Origin of the sequence: Leptolyngbya sp. ST-U4 (assembly GCF_039962215.1) — a bacterium.
In the GTDB taxonomy this organism is placed as follows: domain Bacteria; phylum Cyanobacteriota; class Cyanobacteriia; order Elainellales; family Elainellaceae; genus Leptolyngbya_A.
On the sequence record NZ_JAMPKZ010000009.1, the window covers coordinates 154,909 to 174,169 of the forward strand.

Annotated in this window: 14 protein-coding genes and 1 tRNA gene; 7 read left to right on the forward strand and 8 right to left on the reverse strand. The window is 50.0% G+C overall.

Features of this window, described 5'->3' with window-relative positions:
- Window positions 1–71: 71 nt before the first annotated feature.
- Window positions 72–869, forward strand: a complete 798-nt coding sequence (locus NDA02_RS15300) for a CHAT domain-containing protein (RefSeq protein WP_348255216.1) — start codon at window positions 72–74, stop codon at window positions 867–869.
- Here NDA02_RS15300 and NDA02_RS15305 read toward each other — a convergent pair.
- Together NDA02_RS15305 and NDA02_RS15310 are read right to left on the reverse strand one after the other, a co-directional pair.
- Window positions 866–2,464 carry a trypsin-like peptidase domain-containing protein gene (locus NDA02_RS15305; protein ID WP_348255217.1) on the reverse strand — a complete coding sequence of 533 codons (1,599 nt, stop codon included), beginning with the start codon at window positions 2,462–2,464 and terminating at the stop codon, window positions 866–868. The genes NDA02_RS15300 and NDA02_RS15305 overlap by 4 nt on opposite strands.
- Window positions 2,465–3,225: 761 nt before the next feature.
- Window positions 3,226–3,471, reverse strand: a complete 246-nt coding sequence (locus NDA02_RS15310; RefSeq protein ID WP_348255219.1) for a hypothetical protein — start codon at window positions 3,469–3,471, stop codon at window positions 3,226–3,228.
- Between the two features lie 115 nt (window positions 3,472–3,586).
- Between NDA02_RS15310 and NDA02_RS15315 the strand changes: the two genes are divergently transcribed.
- Window positions 3,587–4,861 carry a pentapeptide repeat-containing protein gene (locus NDA02_RS15315; RefSeq protein ID WP_348255220.1) on the forward strand — a complete coding sequence of 425 codons (1,275 nt, stop codon included), beginning with the start codon at window positions 3,587–3,589 and terminating at the stop codon, window positions 4,859–4,861.
- Between the two features lie 95 nt (window positions 4,862–4,956).
- Here NDA02_RS15315 and gltD read toward each other — a convergent pair whose 3' ends face one another.
- The 3 genes from gltD to NDA02_RS15330 form a co-directional block, all read right to left on the reverse strand.
- Window positions 4,957–6,441, reverse strand: coding sequence for a glutamate synthase small subunit (gene gltD, locus NDA02_RS15320; RefSeq protein WP_348255222.1), 1,485 nt, complete (start codon window positions 6,439–6,441; stop codon window positions 4,957–4,959).
- Between the two features lie 3 nt (window positions 6,442–6,444).
- On the reverse strand, window positions 6,445–11,049 hold the full coding sequence (gene gltB, locus NDA02_RS15325) for a glutamate synthase large subunit (protein WP_190793813.1): 4,605 nt from the start codon (window positions 11,047–11,049) through the stop codon (window positions 6,445–6,447).
- A 732-nt stretch (window positions 11,050–11,781) separates the two neighbouring features.
- Window positions 11,782–11,991: a hypothetical protein gene (locus NDA02_RS15330; RefSeq protein ID WP_190793814.1), complete on the reverse strand. Its 210-nt coding sequence runs from the start codon at window positions 11,989–11,991 to the stop codon at window positions 11,782–11,784.
- A 299-nt stretch (window positions 11,992–12,290) separates the two neighbouring features.
- On the opposite strand from NDA02_RS15330, the gene NDA02_RS15335 reads away from it, so the two are divergent.
- Together NDA02_RS15335 and NDA02_RS15340 are read left to right on the forward strand one after the other, a co-directional pair.
- On the forward strand, window positions 12,291–13,349 hold the full coding sequence (locus NDA02_RS15335) for an ABC transporter substrate-binding protein (RefSeq protein ID WP_348255224.1): 1,059 nt from the start codon (window positions 12,291–12,293) through the stop codon (window positions 13,347–13,349).
- The gene (locus tag NDA02_RS15340; protein ID WP_190793816.1) at window positions 13,337–15,094 is read left to right on the forward strand and encodes an ATP-binding protein; all 1,758 of its coding nucleotides are present in this window, start codon (window positions 13,337–13,339) and stop codon (window positions 15,092–15,094) included. Before NDA02_RS15335 ends, NDA02_RS15340 begins: the two co-directional genes overlap by 13 nt.
- 35 nt (window positions 15,095–15,129) lie before the next feature.
- Here the strand turns inward: NDA02_RS15340 and NDA02_RS15345 are convergent, their stop codons facing one another.
- Window positions 15,130–15,918, reverse strand: coding sequence for an SDR family oxidoreductase (locus NDA02_RS15345; RefSeq protein ID WP_190793817.1), 789 nt, complete (start codon window positions 15,916–15,918; stop codon window positions 15,130–15,132).
- 140 nt (window positions 15,919–16,058) lie between these two features.
- Here NDA02_RS15345 and NDA02_RS15350 point away from each other — a divergent pair, with 140 nt between their 5' ends.
- Complete coding sequence (locus NDA02_RS15350; protein WP_190793818.1) at window positions 16,059–16,508, forward strand: DUF1071 domain-containing protein; 450 nt, start codon at window positions 16,059–16,061, stop codon at window positions 16,506–16,508.
- Between the two features lie 250 nt (window positions 16,509–16,758).
- On the opposite strand, the gene NDA02_RS15355 is transcribed toward NDA02_RS15350, so the two are convergent.
- Window positions 16,759–16,831, reverse strand: a tRNA-His gene (locus NDA02_RS15355).
- Between the two features lie 72 nt (window positions 16,832–16,903).
- On the opposite strand from NDA02_RS15355, the gene NDA02_RS15360 reads away from it, so the two are divergent.
- Complete coding sequence (locus NDA02_RS15360; protein ID WP_190793819.1) at window positions 16,904–17,320, forward strand: DUF4359 domain-containing protein; 417 nt, start codon at window positions 16,904–16,906, stop codon at window positions 17,318–17,320.
- Window positions 17,321–17,408: 88 nt separating this feature from the next.
- On the opposite strand, the gene NDA02_RS15365 is transcribed toward NDA02_RS15360, so the two are convergent.
- Complete coding sequence (locus NDA02_RS15365; protein WP_190793820.1) at window positions 17,409–18,203, reverse strand: hypothetical protein; 795 nt, start codon at window positions 18,201–18,203, stop codon at window positions 17,409–17,411.
- Between the two features lie 128 nt (window positions 18,204–18,331).
- Here NDA02_RS15365 and panB point away from each other — a divergent pair, with 128 nt between their 5' ends.
- Window positions 18,332–19,129: a 3-methyl-2-oxobutanoate hydroxymethyltransferase gene (gene panB, locus NDA02_RS15370; RefSeq protein ID WP_190793821.1), complete on the forward strand. Its 798-nt coding sequence runs from the start codon at window positions 18,332–18,334 to the stop codon at window positions 19,127–19,129.
- Window positions 19,130–19,261: the final 132 nt, after the last annotated feature.

Here is a 19,261-nt window from a genome sequence, read left to right on the forward strand (position 1 = left end):
AGAGACGCGATCGTGGCGTCAACCCACTCTCAGCCCACCTCATTGGACGCCTTGCCTTCAGGAATTTCTAGATGCCTCAATCCAACTCAGACCCTACCCAAAATACGTTTAATATATCCAACAGCTCCATCACCAATCTGGTTGGCTCTGGCTCAATTCAGTACAATGCGGCAACCCAAAAAGCTGAAGTTTCACCAGAATCAGAGAACGATAAGAAAGTAATTCTCTTCCTGGCAGCGCAACCGCTCACCACCGCACGATTAAGGCTGGATGAGGAAGTCCGGGAAATCGAAGAGGGATTGAAGCGATCGAAATACCGCGATCGATTTGAACTAATCCAGAAATGGGCGGTGCGTCCCAGAGACCTACAGCGAGCCATGCTGGAATGTAACCCCTCCATCGTCCACTTTTCTGGACATGGAATCGGTCGCCCAACTCATACCCCATCTGCTGATACTCAATTCCCAGACGCAGCGCGCAAATTCCAGCTCGTTGATCCACCCGTCAATCCAGCAGGAACCTTCGAGGAGGGAATCATTTTAGAAGATCAGGTTGGACAGCCAAAACTCATCAGCACAGAAGCCCTATCGACCCTGTTTGAGCTATTTGCCGATCGCGTTCAGTGCGTCGTCCTCAATGCCTGCTACTCAGAACGTCAGGCACAAGCGATCGCCCAACACATCCCCTATGTCATTGGTATGAATCAGGCGATCGGCGATCGGGCAGCGATCGAGTTTGCGATCGGGTTTTATGATGCCTTGGGGGCAGGGGAGACGATCGAGCGGGCGTATCAATTAGGACAGGTTGCGATTCAGATGGAAGGAATCGCAGAGCATCTCACTCCGGTATTGGTTCCAAAAAGCAATTAGACAACGGTTGGACTCAAGCTATTCGCCCAGATCACTACGCCATGCGCGATTCCAACCGCTAGCTGATCGAGATACTGGTCATCAAAGAGATTGCGATCTTCTTCATTAGTTACATATCCAGCGTAGAGAACCAGCGACGGCATTGAAACATCTGCGCAGAATGCAATTCTTCTGACGGCAGTGTCGGGCTGCGCCCCCTGGCTAGGAAAATAGGACTGCTGCCCATTTGCTTTTTTGTCTACCAGCTCAGCAACTCTAAGGTACTCCTTCAAAACTAGCTCAGCATTGAGCTTACGCTCTGCCCGATTCCGAAAATAATAGACTTTTGCACCACGAACATTCTCTCGCACATCCTGAGCAAGTTGCTCATTGTCTGAAAAGACCTCAGTTTGAGGAGCGGCATCCAGGAGAATTTCAAGAGCAACGTGACCCGGCTGATAGTCTTTTTTATATTGCTGAAGCCACTCGATCGCTTTATTGCCATGACTTAATGTTTCGGCAGACTGTTGTTGAATATGAACAGCTTCTAAGCCATAATCATGCTGCTCGGATTCTAACTGAATCTGCTTTACAATTTTACTGCCAAGCTTAAATAGAACATCGGCTTCAAACTGGGCTTCGTTTGTTAATCCAAAATCTCTCTTGCGTCCTGCTGAAATAAAAATTCTGCCTCTGCTTGGATTGTCAACATACCGATCCAGGAAGTCATGAAGTTTTGCATTAAGTTCTACATCGCTGGTCTTTTCCGCTTGTTTTCTCAAATCTTCTACAATCCGGCAGACGCGAGTTCCCATATAGCCCACCACTTGACCCTCTTCTGCATCGATCAGAGCAGAGTGGTGGATGCCAACAAGCTGCCATTGAGAATTAAAGATAGGACTTCCCGAAGCTCCTGGTTCTGCATCGGTTTCGTATTGAATCCAGTTCTGGTAGATTGCCTGAACCTGATTGCCGTACACAACAATTTCTTTTCGATTGCCTTTGGGATGTTGAATAATGCTAACCGCTTGCCCCATGAATCCTTGAACCTGCAGTCTATCTTTAACCTGCGGCTCTAATGCCTCCTGAAAAGCTTTGTCGCTTCTCAAGGATCTAGCCCAGGCATTCTCACCAATAATTGGGGATATGACCCGGCTGGTAGGCATCTTAGACATTGCTTGCTCAAACAACTTCTTGACCTCCCGGAAGACGGCAGGCAGAAAATTGGTTCGTTTCAGACAAGGAATTGGAGGGATCGCAACTGCCTCATCCTCCTCCTTCAACAAACGAAGCCAGCCAAAGTTATCTCCAGCTTCCAGAAACGTTACCCGTACTTTTCTGCGCTCTTCTTTGTCCAGAGGAAGAATTTTGATGATGGCATAATCCAGGTCGTTGTCATTGGAAACATAGAACTTTGGATCAAGTTTGTAATCCACAAAATCCAGTTCACTTCCCTGGGAATCAATCTCATATTTGAACCGAGCAATAAAGTCGCCCGCGATCGAGGCAGTGGGCAGAACATGGTGATTGGTCAGGATATGGTTCTTGCCGACCAGAAACCCTGTACCCACTGCTAAAGGTTCACTTTTGATATATTCTGCAAGGCGTGTTTTCATATCATCAACTTTCTCTAAAGCTTCTGATACAAATTCATAGTCCTTCCAAAATTCTTTATAGTTCTTAATCTTTAGAAGATTGCTGAGTTCTCTAGTGCTGTAATTGTTCACTTGAATAGCGTCAAATATTTCGTGAACGCTAAAGTCTGTGTACTGCCTAAGTAGCAGGCAAACTGGAGCACCCGATCGAAGTCCTTTGCTCAAGAAAGAAAAGGGCAGAAAATCGGAAGAACCCAAAGTTTTACGCATCAAATCCTGTTCTTTCAGTGCATAATATTTATTGACAAATTTAGCCAGTTCTCTTCCGGTAACGGGTTTTAAAGCTGACCCTGAGGGCGGCTTAATCTGTCCCGTTGGATAGTTACTTGTAACATAGTCTCGTATACTTTCGTCAAAGTACCTTGCTATAGCTCCTCCAACAATCTCATTCTTCAAAAGAGAATACTGACTCATTACCTTCTCCTAGTAAATTAATAAAAAAGTTGACAAAGACTGATGATAACAAGGCGATCGATCTACGGCAAAAAGTTTTCACAGCAATCCTTGCCGTCAGATCTGCGCGGCGTTGTCTGCGGTCAGCCTTCTGTTTTATATGGATCAACCTACCTGATACTTCTTAGTTCAATCTTTCTTTCTGGATTCTTTTCAGGGTTGTTCGGAGCTTATGGCGGTCGCATCGCTTTCACTGATCCTCCAGCGCTCTCAATTACCCTGCTCATTGTTCTACTGACGGTCTCTTTCGCCTGGATCTGGAACTGTGTTTATTGTGGATTTGCAACTTCCCTGGGGAGATCTTTTCTGATTGCGATCGTCCTTACTGTGCTAGCCGCAGTTGCTCTAAAGAGTTCCATTTTCATTGGACTTTCTCTCCTATTCAATTTTCTTGCTCTTGGCAGCATCTCACTTGCTCTCTTAAGCTGTGTCTTTGCGCTATTTCTAATTAGCAGTTTATCCAGAAAACAAACTGCTTTTTCAAAAAGAATTATTGCTGTTGCTGTAGTTTCCATTTCAACTTTTATTGCTTACCAAGTCGGTCAGGACTTTCCGGGAAAATCGTCCTTTTCACAAGACTACTTTATTCCTATCAAGCTGCTGTTAGGATTTGTAGCGGGAATGCTTGTGGTGGCAGCAGGATTATCAGTTGCTCAACTCGAAGGAAAGGCAGCTCAAAACTTCAGATTCCTTCGACTCTGGACGATCGCTCTTGCAGCCTGCGGTGGAACTTCGTTTTACGATCTCGACGTAAGCAACGTAGACTTTTCGGGCGCAAATCTTGCCAATTCAGATTTTAGAGTTCGTTCTCTGCACCGATCGATCCTCAAGGGTGTTACCGGGCTGGAACTCGCTAGGGTGGATAGCCGCTACCTTGATCTAGGAAATACCAAGGTTCAGAAACTTCTGACTCAGGGAATCAGCTGTGACCGAAACTTTAGCTCGATTAATCTTCGGGGCGCTTATATACCTCCAAAAACCGATTTGCGCGACTTCGATTTTACCTGTGCAAATTTAACGGGTGCTAATTTGAGTAAAACGGATTTAAGAGATAGCTGTTTGACTCAGGTTCAGGCAACGGCAGCAGCCTTTAACTCTGCCGATTTACGAAACAGTGTCCTTGTCGATGCCAATTGTACGGAAGCGGATTTTCGAGGCGCAGATTTACGAGGGAGCATTCTGGTTCGTGCCCAAGTTGCGCGGGCAGACTTTACGGGGGCAGACATGACCGGCGTTTGTATTGAGGATTGGAGCGTGAGCAGCAAGACCTGTTTTACAAATGTCCGATGCGATTATATTTTTCGTAAATATCAGGACGGAGAGCCGATCGATCGCTATCCCGCCGATCGCTACTTTGAACCGGGGGAGTTTGCCGCACTGTATGCAGAACCAGAAGATGTAGTGGAGCTAGTGTTCAAAGGCGAATTTAATATTGCTGCGCTTAGCCTTGCACTCTACAAATTACAGACCGATGCACCAGAGCTAAATCTAGAGCTGAGAGGCATTGAACAGCGCGAGGATTTGTGGGTTGCAAAAATTAGAAGCACAAATGATTCGCTCAATGAACGCCTGATTGAGGAACGACTCGCTTTAATTTATAAGAACACTGATAACGGGAACGTCAGACAAGAAACGATTCAATACTCGATTTACCGCGAATACGAAGAAACAAAACGAAGGCTGGCAGAAAGTGAGCAATTGATTAGCCAACTTGCTACGGCTACTGGCAGTCAGGCGATCGCCTTAAAGGAACTGAGCCATCGATCGGCTGGCAACACTTTTAATATCACAGACAGTAATGTTGGCAATATCGTGGGTACGGGAACCGCTCAACAGTTCCACGCTGCCGATCAAGATTCTGCCAGCGATCGTCCGTCAAGCTATCAGCACGAAAACAAAAGCTAGGTCAGTGTCTGCGGCTCGAACTGGGCAGGTGAGGGAACACCCACCCCACAAAAAGCACTCCTGATCAGGAATTACAGGTTATTGAATTCACAAACCTAAGGCAAATCAGTCGTGCCCATCAGATATCGATCGCACTCGCGGGCAACCCCTCGCCCTTCATTCATTGCCCAGACCACGAGACTTTGACCCCGCCGACAGTCGCCTGCGGCAAACACGCCCGGAATGCTAGTGGCATAGGAGCCATACTCCGCTTTCACATTGCTGCGTGGATCGCGATCGAGTCCGAGGGCATCGAGGAGGGGCTGTTCGGGTCCGAGAAATCCCATTGCCAGCAGGACAAGCTGAGCAGGAATGACCTGCTCTGTACCGGGAATCTGTTTCGGGATGAATTGCCCTTTCTCGTTCCGCTCCCACTGCACATCAACCACATGAACAGCTTTGACATTGCCATCGGCATCACCTTCAAAGTGGGTCGCAGTTGTCAGGTAAGCGCGAGGATCGTGACCATACAGTGCGGCGGCTTCTTCCTGTCCGTAGTCCATTTTGTAGACTTTGGGCCATTCGGGCCAAGGGTTGTCTGCTGCTCGCTCAGAGGGCGGTTTGGGCATGATTTCGAGCTGGACGACCTGGGTGCAGCCGTGCCGAATCGAAGTGCCGACACAGTCGGTTCCGGTGTCTCCGCCGCCGATGATCACCACGTCTTTGCCTGCCGCTGAGATGAACGAGTCTCCGGGCTGGCGATCGAGCACCGCTTTGGTGTTGTCCGTCAGGAATTCCATTGCGAAGTGAATCCCCTTGAGCGGACGACCTTCGATCGGCAAATCACGCGGCTTGGTTGCGCCCGTGCAAAGAACCACCGCATCGTATTCCTTCAGCAGCGTTTCCGCAGGGATGTCTTTTCCAACTTCCGTATTGCAGATAAACTTCACGCCTTCCTGCTCCAGGATTCCCAGGCGGCGCAGCACGACCTGTTCTTTGTCCAGCTTCATGTTGGGGATGCCGTACATCAGCAGTCCACCGGGACGATCGGCTCTTTCATAAACCGTAATCCAGTGACCCGCCCGGTTGAGCTGCGCGGCAGCCGCCAGTCCAGCCGGACCTGATCCGATAATCGCGACATTTTTGCCCGTCCGTTTCGGGGGGGGATCTGCGGTAATCCAGCCATTCTCCCAGCCTTTTTCGACGATCGAGTATTCAATGTTCTTGATCGTCACCGGAGGGTTATGAATACCCAGGACGCAGGAACCTTCGCAGGGAGCAGGACAGACGCGCCCGGTAAATTCGGGGAAGTTGTTGGTTTTGTGCAGACGATCGAGGGCTTCCTGCCACAAACCGCGATACACCAGATCATTCCATTCGGGAATCAGGTTATTAATCGGGCAACCGCTCGCCATGCCGCTAATCATGGTTCCGGTATGGCAGAAAGGCGTGCCGCAGTCCATGCAGCGTGCCCCTTGCGTGCGGAGTCGGTCTTCCGGCATGGGCAGGTGGAACTCATCCCAGTTCCGAATCCGGTTTAGAGGTTCCAGTTCTGAAGGCAATTCGCGCAGATATTCAATAAAGCCAGTTGGTTTTCCCATGTCTCAACTTCCTCCAATTCGGGCAACATCACGAGCATTTTCTTCAAAGGCAGCGGTCAGAGCATCATCCCCACTGAGTCCGGCAGAGATCGCATTCTTAATTGCCTGCAATACGCGCTTGTAGTCTCTGGGCATGACTTTGACAAATTTGGGCAGTATCGCCTCCCAGTGTTCAAGCACCTGTTTGGCTTTTTCGCTTCCGGTATAGGCAGCGTGGTTTTGAATGATCTGCCGCAGTTCGGCAATTTCTTCGGGGTCGTTCAGAGTTTCGAGATCGACCATTTGGTTGTTGCAGCGATTGGCAAAATCACCGGACTCGTTGAGGATGTAGGCAACGCCGCCGCTCATCCCTGCTGCAAAGTTGCGTCCCGTTGTTCCCAGAACCACGACTTTACCGCCCGTCATATATTCGCAGCCGTGGTCGCCCACCGCTTCCACCACGGCAGTGACCCCAGAGTTACGGACGCAAAAGCGTTCTCCGGCAATACCGCGAATGTACATTTCGCCAGAAGTCGCACCATACAGGGCAACGTTACCGACGATGATGTTTTCTTCTGCCACAAAGGTCGAGTTCCTGGGCGGATACAGGATAATCTTGCCGCCGCTCAACCCTTTCCCAAAGTAATCATTCGCATCGCCTTCCAGTTCCAGCGTCACCCCTTTTGGCACAAATGCCCCAAAGCTTTGTCCGGCACTTCCCTGGAAGTGTAAATGAACGGTATCTTCCGGTAATCCCTGCCAGTGACGTTTGGTGATTTCGTTGCCGAGAATCGTGCCAACTGCGCGGTTGATATTCTTAATCGGCAAGGTGGCTTTGACGGGTTCACCATTTTCGATCGCCCCTTTACAGAGATCTAGCAGCACCGTCATATCCAGAGATTTCTCCAGACCATGATCCTGAGCGATCTGACAATATCTCCCAATTTCATCACCAGCTTCTGGCTGATACAGAATCTTGGAAATATCTAAACCTTTCGCTTTCCAGTGATCGATCGCCTGCTTCGCTTCCAGTACCTCCGTTCGTCCGACCATCTCGTCTAGCGTGCGGAAGCCGAGTTCTGCCATCAGTTCGCGAGTTTCCTGCGCGATAAACTTCATGAAGTTCACCGTATGTTCAGGATCGCCCACAAAGTTTTTCCGCAGCTGCGGATCTTGGGTCGCCACGCCTACCGGACAGGTGTTCAAGTGGCAAACCCGCATCATGATGCAGCCGAGCGTCACCAGGGGAGCCGTGGCAAAGCCAAACTCTTCTGCGCCCAGCAGAGCCGCAATCACCACATCGCGTCCGGTCTTCATTTGTCCGTCGGTTTCGACCACGATGCGCGATCGCAGATTGTTCAGCACCAGCGTTTGATGCGTTTCTGCAAGTCCCAATTCCCACGGCAACCCGGCGTGTTTGATCGAAGTTTGGGGCGAGGCTCCCGTGCCGCCATCAAATCCAGAAATCAGCACGACATCGGCATGAGCTTTGGAAACTCCGGCAGCGATCGTCCCGACTCCCACTTCAGACACCAGCTTGACGCTGATCCGGGCATTGCGATTGGCGTTCTTCAGATCGTGAATCAGTTCCGCCAAGTCTTCGATCGAATAAATGTCGTGGTGCGGCGGCGGCGAAATTAAACCTACGCCCGGAGTCGAGTGACGCACTTTGGCGATCCAGGGATAGACTTTGCGACCGGGCAACTGTCCACCTTCACCGGGTTTTGCCCCCTGTGCCATCTTGATTTGGATCTCTTTCGCCTGCGAGAGATAGAGACTTGTCACGCCAAATCGTCCTGAGGCAACCTGCTTGATCGCGCTATTTTTTGAATCGCCGCGATCGTTCGTCCAGGTATATCTTTCGGGATCTTCGCCGCCCTCCCCCGTATTCGATTTACCGCCGATCCGGTTCATCGCGATCGCTAACGCCTCATGGGCTTCTTTGGAGATCGAGCCGTAGCTCATTGCTCCCGTTTTGAAGCGAGTCATGATTGATTCGATCGGTTCCACTTCTTCGATCGGGATCGCTTGGCGGGGTTTAAAGTCGAGCAGACCACGCAGCGTGAAATGCTTCTGGTTTTGCTCGTTCACCAGTCGGGCGTAGGTTTTGTACTGGTCGTAGCTGCCCGTGCGAACCGATTTTTGTAATGCGTGAATCGTTTCTGGGCTAAACAGGTGTGCCTCGCCCTCTTTCCGCCACTGGTACTCGCCGCCCACATCCAGCGTGTGACCGTTGACTTCCCGTTCGGGAAACGCATGACTATGACGCGATACTGCTTCTTTGGCAATGACCTCTAGATCAGCCCCTTCAATGCGAGAAGCCGTCCAGGTAAAGTAGCGATCGATCACAGTCTGATTCAAGCCGATCGCCTCAAAGATTTGCGCGCCCCGGTAGCTTTGCAGCGTCGAGATTCCAATTTTGGAAGCCACTTTGACCACGCCTTTTGTTGCGGCTTTGATGTAGTTCTTACAGGCGGTTTTGTAGTCTACGCCCACCAGCAAGCCCTGATCAATCATGTTTGCGATCGTCTCAAACGCCAGATAGGGATTAATTCCGCCGCAGCCGTAGCCAATCAGCGTCGCATAGTGATGCACTTCGCGCGGTTCGCCCGACTCCAGGACAATTCCCACTCGCGTCCGGGTTCCCTGGCGGATCAGATGGTGATGCAGTCCGGCAACTGCCAGCAGGGCAGGAATGGAAGCCTGCTTTGCATTCACTCCCCGATCGCTCAGGATTAAGATATTTACGCCATTCGCAATCGCTTGATCTGCCTGTTCACAGATAGATTCGATCGCCTGTTCTAATCCCTGTACACCGTTCTTTGGATCAAACAGTGACGGAATCATCACCGACTTAAAGCCGTCCGCGTTCAATCCCTTGAGTTTCGCCAAGTCTTCATTGCTAAGAATCGGCGTTTTCAGTTTGATTAAATGACAGCTTTCCGGCACTGGCTCCAGCAAATTGCGCTCCGATCCGATCGTCGTATCCGCAGACGTAATAATCTCTTCGCGAATCGAGTCGATCGGCGGGTTCGTCACCTGCGCGAATAGCTGCTGGAAATAGTCGTAGAGCAGCTTAGGGCGATCGGACAGCACAGCGAGCGGCGTATCTGATCCCATTGATCCCACGGCTTCTACGCCATCTCGCGCCATCGGAGTTAACAGTAAGCGCACTTCCTCAAAGGTGTATCCGAAGGCGATCTGTTGCTGCATTACGGTCGTCAGGTCAGGATTCGCTGCCAGAACCGGATCGGCAAGATTCACTTCCGGCAACTGTGCTAAATCCACCAGATATTGATCCAGCCATTCTCGATAGGGATTCTCCGTCGCAATCTGCTGTTTAATTTCCTCATCAGCAACAATTCGCCCTTCCTGCATATTCACCAGGAACATCCGTCCCGGTTGCAGTCTTCCCTTTTGTTTCACCCGCTCTGGCTCGATCGGCAATACACCCGCCTCCGATGCCATAATCACCAGATCATCGTGCGTGACGTAATAGCGAGAAGGACGTAGCCCATTTCGATCGAGCACTGCCCCCATCATGGTGCCATCCGTAAAGGCGATCGAGGCAGGACCATCCCACGGTTCCATCAGGCAGGAATGGTATTCGTAAAACGCCTTTTTCTCATCACTCATCGACTCATGCGCTGTCCACGGTTCCGGGATCATCATCATCATGGCGTGGGGGAGCGATCGTCCCGCCAGCACCAGCAGTTCCAGCGCGTTGTCGAAAATCAGCGAATCGCTGCCGTCAATGTTGATCACCGGGCGAATTTTGTGAATGTCTTCCCCAAATGCCTCTGATTCAAACAGAGACTGACGGGCGTGCATCCAGTTGATGTTGCCGCGCAGCGTATTGATTTCCCCGTTGTGGGCAATGTAGCGATAAGGGTGCGATCGCTCCCAGCTTGGAAATGTGTTGGTACTGAAGCGCGAGTGTACCAACGCCAGCGCACTTTTCAGATCGGGATCATGCAGGTCGGAATAGTATTGCCCCACCTGAACGGGCATTAGCATTCCCTTATAGACGATCGTGCGGCACGACAAACTAGAGGGATACCAAGCAGAATCAATTTGGGGCGATCGAATGGCACTGTGCGATCGTTTGCGAATCACGTAGAGCTTCCGTTCAAACGCCAGATCGTCTTTCAGGTCTGGATTTCGCTGGATGAATACCTGCTGCATAAACGGCTCGCTCGCTTTTGCCGAATTGCCCAGCGACGCGTTATCTGTTGGCACATCGCGCCAGCCCAGAACCTTCTGCCCTTCTTCTGCCACAATCTGCTCAAACACTCGGCGACCTTCTTCCCGCCGGATAGGGTCAGGGGAACCGTAGATCATCCCCACCCCATACCGACCTGCCTCTGGAAGCGCGATGTTTTCGGTAGCCGCGACTTTCTTCAGAAACTGGTGCGGAATCTGGAGCAAAATTCCGGCTCCATCGCCCGTGTTGGTTTCGGCTCCGCAGGCACCCCGGTGGTCGATGTTCAGCAGAATGGTGAGTGCCTGCTCGACAATGTCGTGGGAGGCTTGCCCTTTCATGTGAACGATGAAGCCAACACCGCAGGCGTCGTGTTCAAATTGTGGATCGTAGAGACCTTGTTTCGGTGGCAGTTGATTACTGTTCATTGATAAATGCCTTACAAGTGGCAGGAAGTGGGGGCAAAAACCGGTGTTTTTCTATCTCGTTTCAAAAGCGACGCTTCGAGAGCTAATTGAGAGATTCTCTAATAAGTTATGCGATCGCATCACAGGTCTTAAGGAAATTGTCAGATCTGCATTCTCAACTGGGTGTCATTTAGCAGCATTCGTAACAATTCGAGAACTTTCATTGACTCAATCATTTGAAGCATTCATTTGGAGCATTAAAAACTAACAAATTTAGAATTTTCAGGGGGTGTTTTACGCAATGCTTCAGGCAAAAGCGTTTTTTATCATAGCATTGCTACTCGCTGTTCTTAACGGCAACACGAAACACAACTTTATAAAAGACTTTCAAATTAGCCAATTAGTAGGTCAGCCACGGGTTAACCCCAGATCAATCAATGGTGAGGGGTGTTTACTTGTAGAGAAAGTTTTATTTCGGCGTAAACTATTGATTCCCAATCACTGAATTTACTGACGGCAAATGGTATCAAAATTATCTTTTTTGGTTTTCCTTAACCTTGCCAACAGAGCCTGACAAATTGCGCTCGTCCAGAAGAAAAAACGCTTTGAGCTGCGTTGAGCAATAAGCCTAAAAACAAAGGGGCTGCAAGAGGGATTTCCCTTACAACCCAGTTTTAAAGCTCCTTGTGACTGCTACAGTATGACTGCTACACAGTCCTTTTCCTGCCAATTGCTGCCAATCAGCTTTTTCTTTTAATAGCTATCGTCGCCGCTCACTGTAACCAGAGTCAGCAAATAATTAGCACGATTCAAACGATCGCTAATGGCTTGTCGCCATTCCAGACTAATCGAGGGATCAGCAAGAATGTCTTGAGCCAACTGCCGATAGGATGCGCTTGTTGCAATATCTACCTGATCCAGCAAGCAGAGATTTTTGTAGGCAGTTTGAAGCGAAATCTGCATAATGTCTTTCCTCGTAGTAAGCCCAAACCGGAGTGAGGCTGGAGCTATCTATAATTCGTTTATCATCCCCAGAATTTCTTTAATTTGATTCGTTTGTTTTACAGATTGTGCTGGTTCTTTACAAGAGTTCAAATTTTGCCAATTTTATTTGTAACCAATCCAGTTGAAATTTAGGGCGATCGGACACAAGGGAACTAAAAGATTCTTTTTATTATTCCCTAAAAATTCTTGTTACGCCTTCTCAGTCCTTGGGAATGCTGAATGTTGAACCTTACTCCTAAGACTTAGTGAGGGAATTCATGGGAATTGCGCCGATCGCTGCTTGTTTGGGGATGCAATGGAAGCAAAATCTGCGACCCAGGATTCAGCCTGCCTTTTTCAGTTTGTTTGCGATCGCCCTTTCCCTCGCACTGTTGATCAATGCCTGTAGTATCGGGTTTAATCAGTCGCTCCAGCCATTGCGAGTAGGAATTCCCAATTGGGTTGGTTTTGATGTTGCACTCTATGGTGAGCCATCGGAGATTTTCAAGCAGCGAGGACTGGACGTTGAACTGGTGCGATTTGAAAGTAACCAGGATGCTAGCCGGGCAGCAATGCGAGGTAGCCTGGATGCCGCATTTACTTCTTTCTGGGATGTGATGCAGGTTGATCCAGGCAATGCCAAACCTGTGGTGTTAATGACGGCTAATATTTCTGCGGGGGCGGATGGAATGGTTGCCACATCGGGTATTCAAGCAGTTGAAGACCTGCGCGGCAAGCGAGTCGGTGCAAAGCTAGGAACCGTCAATCATTTGATTTTATTAGAGGCACTGAAAGCGCATCAAGTTCAACCCAGCGAAGTCGAAATTCTCGATTATTCTAATGAGGTCGCAGCGGAGCAAGTTGCATCTGGAGCGATCGATGCTGCTGTCTTGTGGGAGCCAATGCTAAGTGAAACGGCTGCAAAGATCAAGGGCAACGTCATTCATACTACTAAACAGGTTGATAGCTTAGTCATAGACATATTGATGTCTAGTGACAGCATGATGAATGCCAAAAAAGCAGAATTAAAGCAGTTCATGCTGGCATGGTTTGACATTATGCACGCCGTCGAAACAAAGCCGACTCAGGTATTTGACACCGTTGGGCAAAAACTTGGACAAAGCGGTGAAGCTTTTGCGAGTGACTATGCAGGACTAGAAAAAGGAGACATCGCTTTAAACCAACGCATGTTTCAGGCAAATGGTCGCCTCAAGGCTGCACAAGCCGAAATTGTTCAGCTATTGCAGACCGATCGCCGTCATGGTCGCACGATTCGACAAGATGTGGAAATCGGTGGAGCACTGGTCAGTGAGGCAATGAAAGCATGGAAGCCATGAAGAAATATCCCTCTCGATTTGGAAATCATTCTTTATCTCGTCAACTACTTGCCGGATTTGGTCTTTCCTTGGTGACCGTTGGCTTAACTACCTTAGGATTAAACTACTTCCTGATCCAAGTGAAACTGGAGCAGGAGCTTCAGCAGCGTGCCCAATCGATTACGCAGGGAGTCGGGTTTTCCACCGAAGGTTTGCTCGAACTGGGCAATACCAGCATCATCAAGCGCATTGTTCAAAACTATGCCACGCTCCCCACCGTGGTTGAAGTGGCGATCGTCAGTCCTGATGGGCAAACTCTCGCTCGTAGCGGCACAGTATCACAAAGTCTGCCCTATGCCTCGATTTATCCAGAACTGGCGCAGGATTTGCAGCAAGCGTCTCGCACAGGTTCAGACACAAGCTCTAGAACGACGGTGGACGGCAAAGCGGCACTGGTAGAAATTTTGCCCTTTAGCAGCAGCCTGTTTGGTCAAGCAGACCAACGCGGATTGGTGGTTGCGATTCTTGATGTCGAAAAATTGCAGCAGCAGACCTGGCAAACTTTCTCGGCTTCAACGCTGACGCTGCTGGTTGGAATGTTAGTGATTCTGGTACTCATGACGATGCTAGTCCAGCAGACAATCCTGCGTCCAATTCAGCGTTTGAACAAAGCGATTACAGAAAGTCAAAGTATCGATCGTTTTGTGATGCCATCGGAATTGCCGGATAACGAAATTCAGTTTCTTGCCCAGACAATTCAGGCGGCGGCAATGCGAGTCGAAGCATATCAGCAGCTTGAGCAGGAAGTCACACAGCGCAAACAGGCAGAAGCAGCTTTACTTCAGTCAGAGGCACGGCTTCGACAGCAGGCACAGGATTTAGAACAAGCTATTCAGGATTTTCAGCACGCACAGATGCAGCTGATTCAGAGTGAGAAGATGTCTGCACTTGGAAATCTTGTGGCTGGCGTTGCTCACGAAATCAACAATCCGATCGGATTCCTAAAAGGCAGCCTCGGTAACACAACGGAATATGTTGAGGATTTGCTGAGCCATTTGCATCAGTACCAGCAGGCATATCCTGATCCGGTCTCCACGATTCAAGACCATGCAGAAACGATCGATCTGGAATTCCTGGTCAAAGACTTACCCAAACTCATTAACTCGATGAAAGGTGCAACGGAACGGATACGCGATATCAGCACCAGCCTGAGAGCATTCTCAAGAGCCGACACAGACCATCCGGTAGAGTTCAATTTGCATGAAGGCATTGACAGCACAATCCTGATTCTCAAATACCGCCTCAAAGCAAACGAGGAACGTCCGGCGATCGAAGTTGTACGGCTGTATGACAATATTCCGGTAGTTTCCTGTTTTCCAGGACAGCTTAATCAGGTATTTATGAACATTCTGGCGAATGCGATCGATGCACTGGAGGAATCAAATCAGGGACACAGCTTTGAATCACTCAAAGAAAAGCCCAACCGAATTACGATTAAAACTGGCATGACAGATGATAAACAATCTGTTGTCATTCGAATCAAAGACAATGGAATTGGAATGACGGAGGACGTGAAGCAAAAAATTTATGATCATTTGTTCACGACTAAGGGAGTCGGAAAAGGAACGGGATTAGGCTTGGCGATCGCCTATGAAGTGATTGTAAATAAGCACGCTGGCAGAATTAGCTGTGGTTCTACTCCAGGAAATGGAACAGAATTCACGATTGAAATTCCCGTGCAGCAGCAGCAGCAGCAGGCAGCATGATCACGATTAAAACGGTGATGCAGCAATGCCAGAGACTATCCTAAATAAGTCATCTTGTGCGTCATTCCACCATCAATCGTCAGATTCACACCTGTAATAAATCCAGCTTCCTCTGAAGCCAGATAAAGCACCATCGCTGCAATATCTTCGGGTTTACCAACTCGTCCCACCGGGTGCTGCTGATGGTCGGCTTCGCTGAGTTTTGGTAGGCGACGCTTCGATCGCTTTTGCCATTCACTGACCGCAATCCAGCCCGGACTGATACAGTTCACGCGAATTTGAGGACCGAGGCTATTTGCCAGCGCATGGGTCAACGCGACTAGTCCACCCTTTGTAGTGGAATAAGCTTCGGTATCAGGTTCAGACATCGCTGCTCTCGTGGAGGCAATATTGACAATTGCTCCGCTCTGCCGCCTCAGATAGGGAACGGCATATTTTGTGCAGAGAAACACACCCGTCAGGTTAACGCCCAGCATTCGATTCCAGCGTTCCAGAGTGAGCTGTTCGATCGGCTCATTGTTTGGATTAGCAATCCCCGCATTGTTCACCAGAAGATCCAGGCGATTAAATTCTGCGATCGTTTGCTCCACCATCGATCGAACTGCTGTTTCATCTGCCACATCGGTTTTCACAAACCGCACCTGTCCCAGTTCTCGATATTCCTCGATCGTCTCTTGTCCTGCCTCAGCATCTTGGTCAGCAATTATCACTCGTGCTCCTGCCTGCAACAGCCGCAGCGCGATCGCTTTGCCAATGCCCTGTGCTCCACCAGTGACGATCGCCACCTTGTCTAAAAAATTCTTTTGCTGCTCGAATATGGTCATTTCCAGAAAGATTTAGTACAATTGAACTACAAGCCCAATATATTGAAGCCATTTCTGAAGCCACTTTTGAAGCCACTTAAGGTCAGACTCTACCTAGTCAAATTTCATCAAGAGCGACTCGACTTCAAGGATTTTGAACGATGACTCACGCTAAAGTAACCCCTCTCAAGCCACAAACCGAGCAATCGCTGCACAAAACGTTTAGGCGTCCGATCGCCGATATCCTGGCTGACCTAGCAAAACCCATTCCCCGTCGCTTTATCGGACAGCTTGAGAAAAAAGACCGCAGAACTGGGAAAGTCAGCTATCTAGACTATATTCCCTGGTATCACGTCGCAAAACTGCTCGACTTCTACGCACCGGCCTGGGAAGGGGAAATTACCCACATTCAGGTGATGGGGGAACGGATTGTGCTGACCTACTCGCTGACCATTCACGCCGAAGAAGGTGATTTTGTTCGCACCGCAACCGGACAAGAACTGCTTGACTGCGGCAGCTATGGCGATCCTTCCAGCAACGCGGAATCGATGGCGTTTCGCCGTGCTGCCGCTAAGTTTGGGCTGGGCTTAGATCTGTACGACAAGGATTAATTGCTCTGTTCTGCTGCTGAGGCAAACTGATTGGCTGAAATCTTGCCTAAAATCCTGCCTAAAATGACGACTTTGCTGAGATAGCTCCAAAATTTTGCCCCTCAACTCGGTCGCAGTTAGGGGCTTTGTTTTAGTCTTTTGCTGAAAGAGCAACAGCAGGATAGATCACACAGTGGAACCTCAGAACCCAGTTTGCCTTCTAACGCTTAGTAGATATTGCAAATGGTGAGTGCTGCAATCCCTTTTTGAGGGCGAACGAGGGGACTCGAACCCCCGAGTGGCGGAACCACAATCCGCTGCCTTAACCACTTGGCCACGCTCGCCATGCGTTAGTCATTATAGCATCCTGCTTCACAGTTGATCTAGATGTCATAATCAAGCGGGAGATAGGTAATTTGAGTTCAGCAATTGGGCGATCGAGCATGAAACATTTTCGCAGACTGACCATTGCAGGCATTGTTTTTGCAGGACTGGGAGCAGCACTGGCAATCACGAACCCACGCCCAGCATCGTTCGATCAATACGCGACCGAGCGACTCAGCGAATATTTGCAGACCGAAGTTTGCCCCGATGCAGGTAGCCTGCTCACGGGTGCTTGCAGTCAGGCAATTCAGGACAATCAGACCGCGATCGCCAGCCTAGTTGCCAAGGGAACACGTCGCGAGAATTACGGGCTGTGGAGCGTCTATCAAACCAACCTGTCTCTCGATCCGCTGCTGCCGTCGCTGCTGGATGGGTCATTGCCGTCCTACTACGTTGAGACGATCGGCATTCTAAACGGATTTCACATTATTAAAGCCGAGGAGCGTTAAGGGCAGGTTGCAAAGAAGGCATTACTACCCAAACTGAACAACGGAACAAAGGAGTCAATATACTGCTCCAACCTTCTTTTACAGGCTTCTACAGGTCTGGCGATTCCAAAAAAGGAGTTTCGGGTTCTAAGGCGGGTTCCAGAACAGGTTCTAAAACGTCTGCTGGAGCAAGTTCTGGAGAAGGCTCAACCCCTTCGGAAAACTGCGGCTCAATCACAGGCAGACGCCCCGATCGCTTCAAAATTAGCATTTGTTGCCCCACCACCGGACTCCGGGCAATGCGCTGGTCTTCTAGATCAAGAATTTCGAGCTGCGTAAAGTCAAACTGGCGCGATCGCTCCCAGAGTTCGCGGGCCAGCTGGTCTTGAGTTTCAGCAGGCAGGCTATACCAACGATCGCCTAGAGTCAACGTTAGATGATGCCGGACTCCGGGCTGCACAGATAGGATAAATGCCTCGCCGTAGGATTCTGTCACCTGCGCCAGCTTTTCCTGAAGGCGGATCAGCTTTTCGGGCGAGAGGGCAGGTTCAGGACGAGAAGCCCTGGATTCGGGAGCGCGCAGCTCCTGGCTGGAAGTCGGAGGCTCCTCAACCGAAGAAACCGCAGGGCGAGACAGCGTAGAAGCAAGCCACAAGAGCAGAGTGAGTAGGGCGATCGTGATTCCGGTGAGAACAGGTTTCGACAAACGACGATTCCAGGGAGCCGGGAGCAACCCTTGCACAAAGGGCAGAATTGTATTCCACCAAAGTTTTCCAGCCGATCGCAGCAAATTGCCACCGAGCTTCACGCCTGCTGCCAGCACTGTCTGAGCAATGCCGCTGAATTGTCCCAGCAAACGCTGAAGGGTGGCGGCTTTAGAAGGGGATTTTGGCTCCTGGGTCATGGCTGTCTCCGCACAGTGTCAAGTCTTCCTGATACTCTCAAAGAAATGGTAGGAGAAATCCTGTCCCTCGCGGGAGCGAGAATTTAATTCACCCACAAATCATTACATTTATCGTCGGTCAAGCATTTATGGCAGTCACCACACAGCAGCTCATTCGTTACAAACAGCAGGGACGGAAAATTGTAGTCCTGACTGCCTGGGACTATCTGATCGCGCAAGTGCTGGATCAGTCGGGGGTGGATGTGATTTTGGTGGGCGATTCCCTGGCAATGGTCGCCCTGGGCTATGAAACGACCGTGCCCCTGACGCTGGACGAAATTCTGCACCATGCCAAAGCCGTCCGTCGAGCGGTCAAAAATGCTCTACTGGTGCTTGATCTGCCGTTTCTGAGCTATCAGGAAGATGCGGTGCAGGCAATGCGATCGGCAGGACGGGCACTCAAGGAAGCCGGAGTCCAGGCAGTCAAGCTCGAAGGCGGCTATCCGGCAATGGCAGAAACCGTGAAACGGCTGGTTCAGGCAGGCATTCCCGTGATGGGTCATGTCGGACTCACGCCCCAATCCGTCCATCAGCTTGGTGGATTTCGCAAGCAGGGCACTTCCCCCGAAGCCGCTGCCCGCATCCTGGAAGAATCGATCGCCCTCCAGGCAGCCGGAGCCTTTTCGATCATCCTGGAACACATCCCCGCAGACTTAGCCGCCCAAATCACTGAAAAGCTCACGATTCCGACAATCGGCATTGGCGCAGGCGATCACTGCGATGGTCAGGTGCTTGTGACCTCTGATTTACTTGGAATGGGTGAATGGCAACCGCCCTTTGCTAAGAAATATGCAAATTTGAGAGAGGCGATCGGGCAGGCAGTGCAGCAGTTTGGAGATGAGGTGAGAGGGAGTGGAACAGTGGGGGATGAGGGGACAGGAGAATAGGAAATCATGCGGCTCGTGATTGAGGCCAAAGGTGGTTCCAACGCCCTATCTAACTCCTGTACTTTCTAACTCCCGTACTTTAACGATCTATCCCCTCTCACCTTCCTGACTGCCTTCCTAACTGCCTTTACT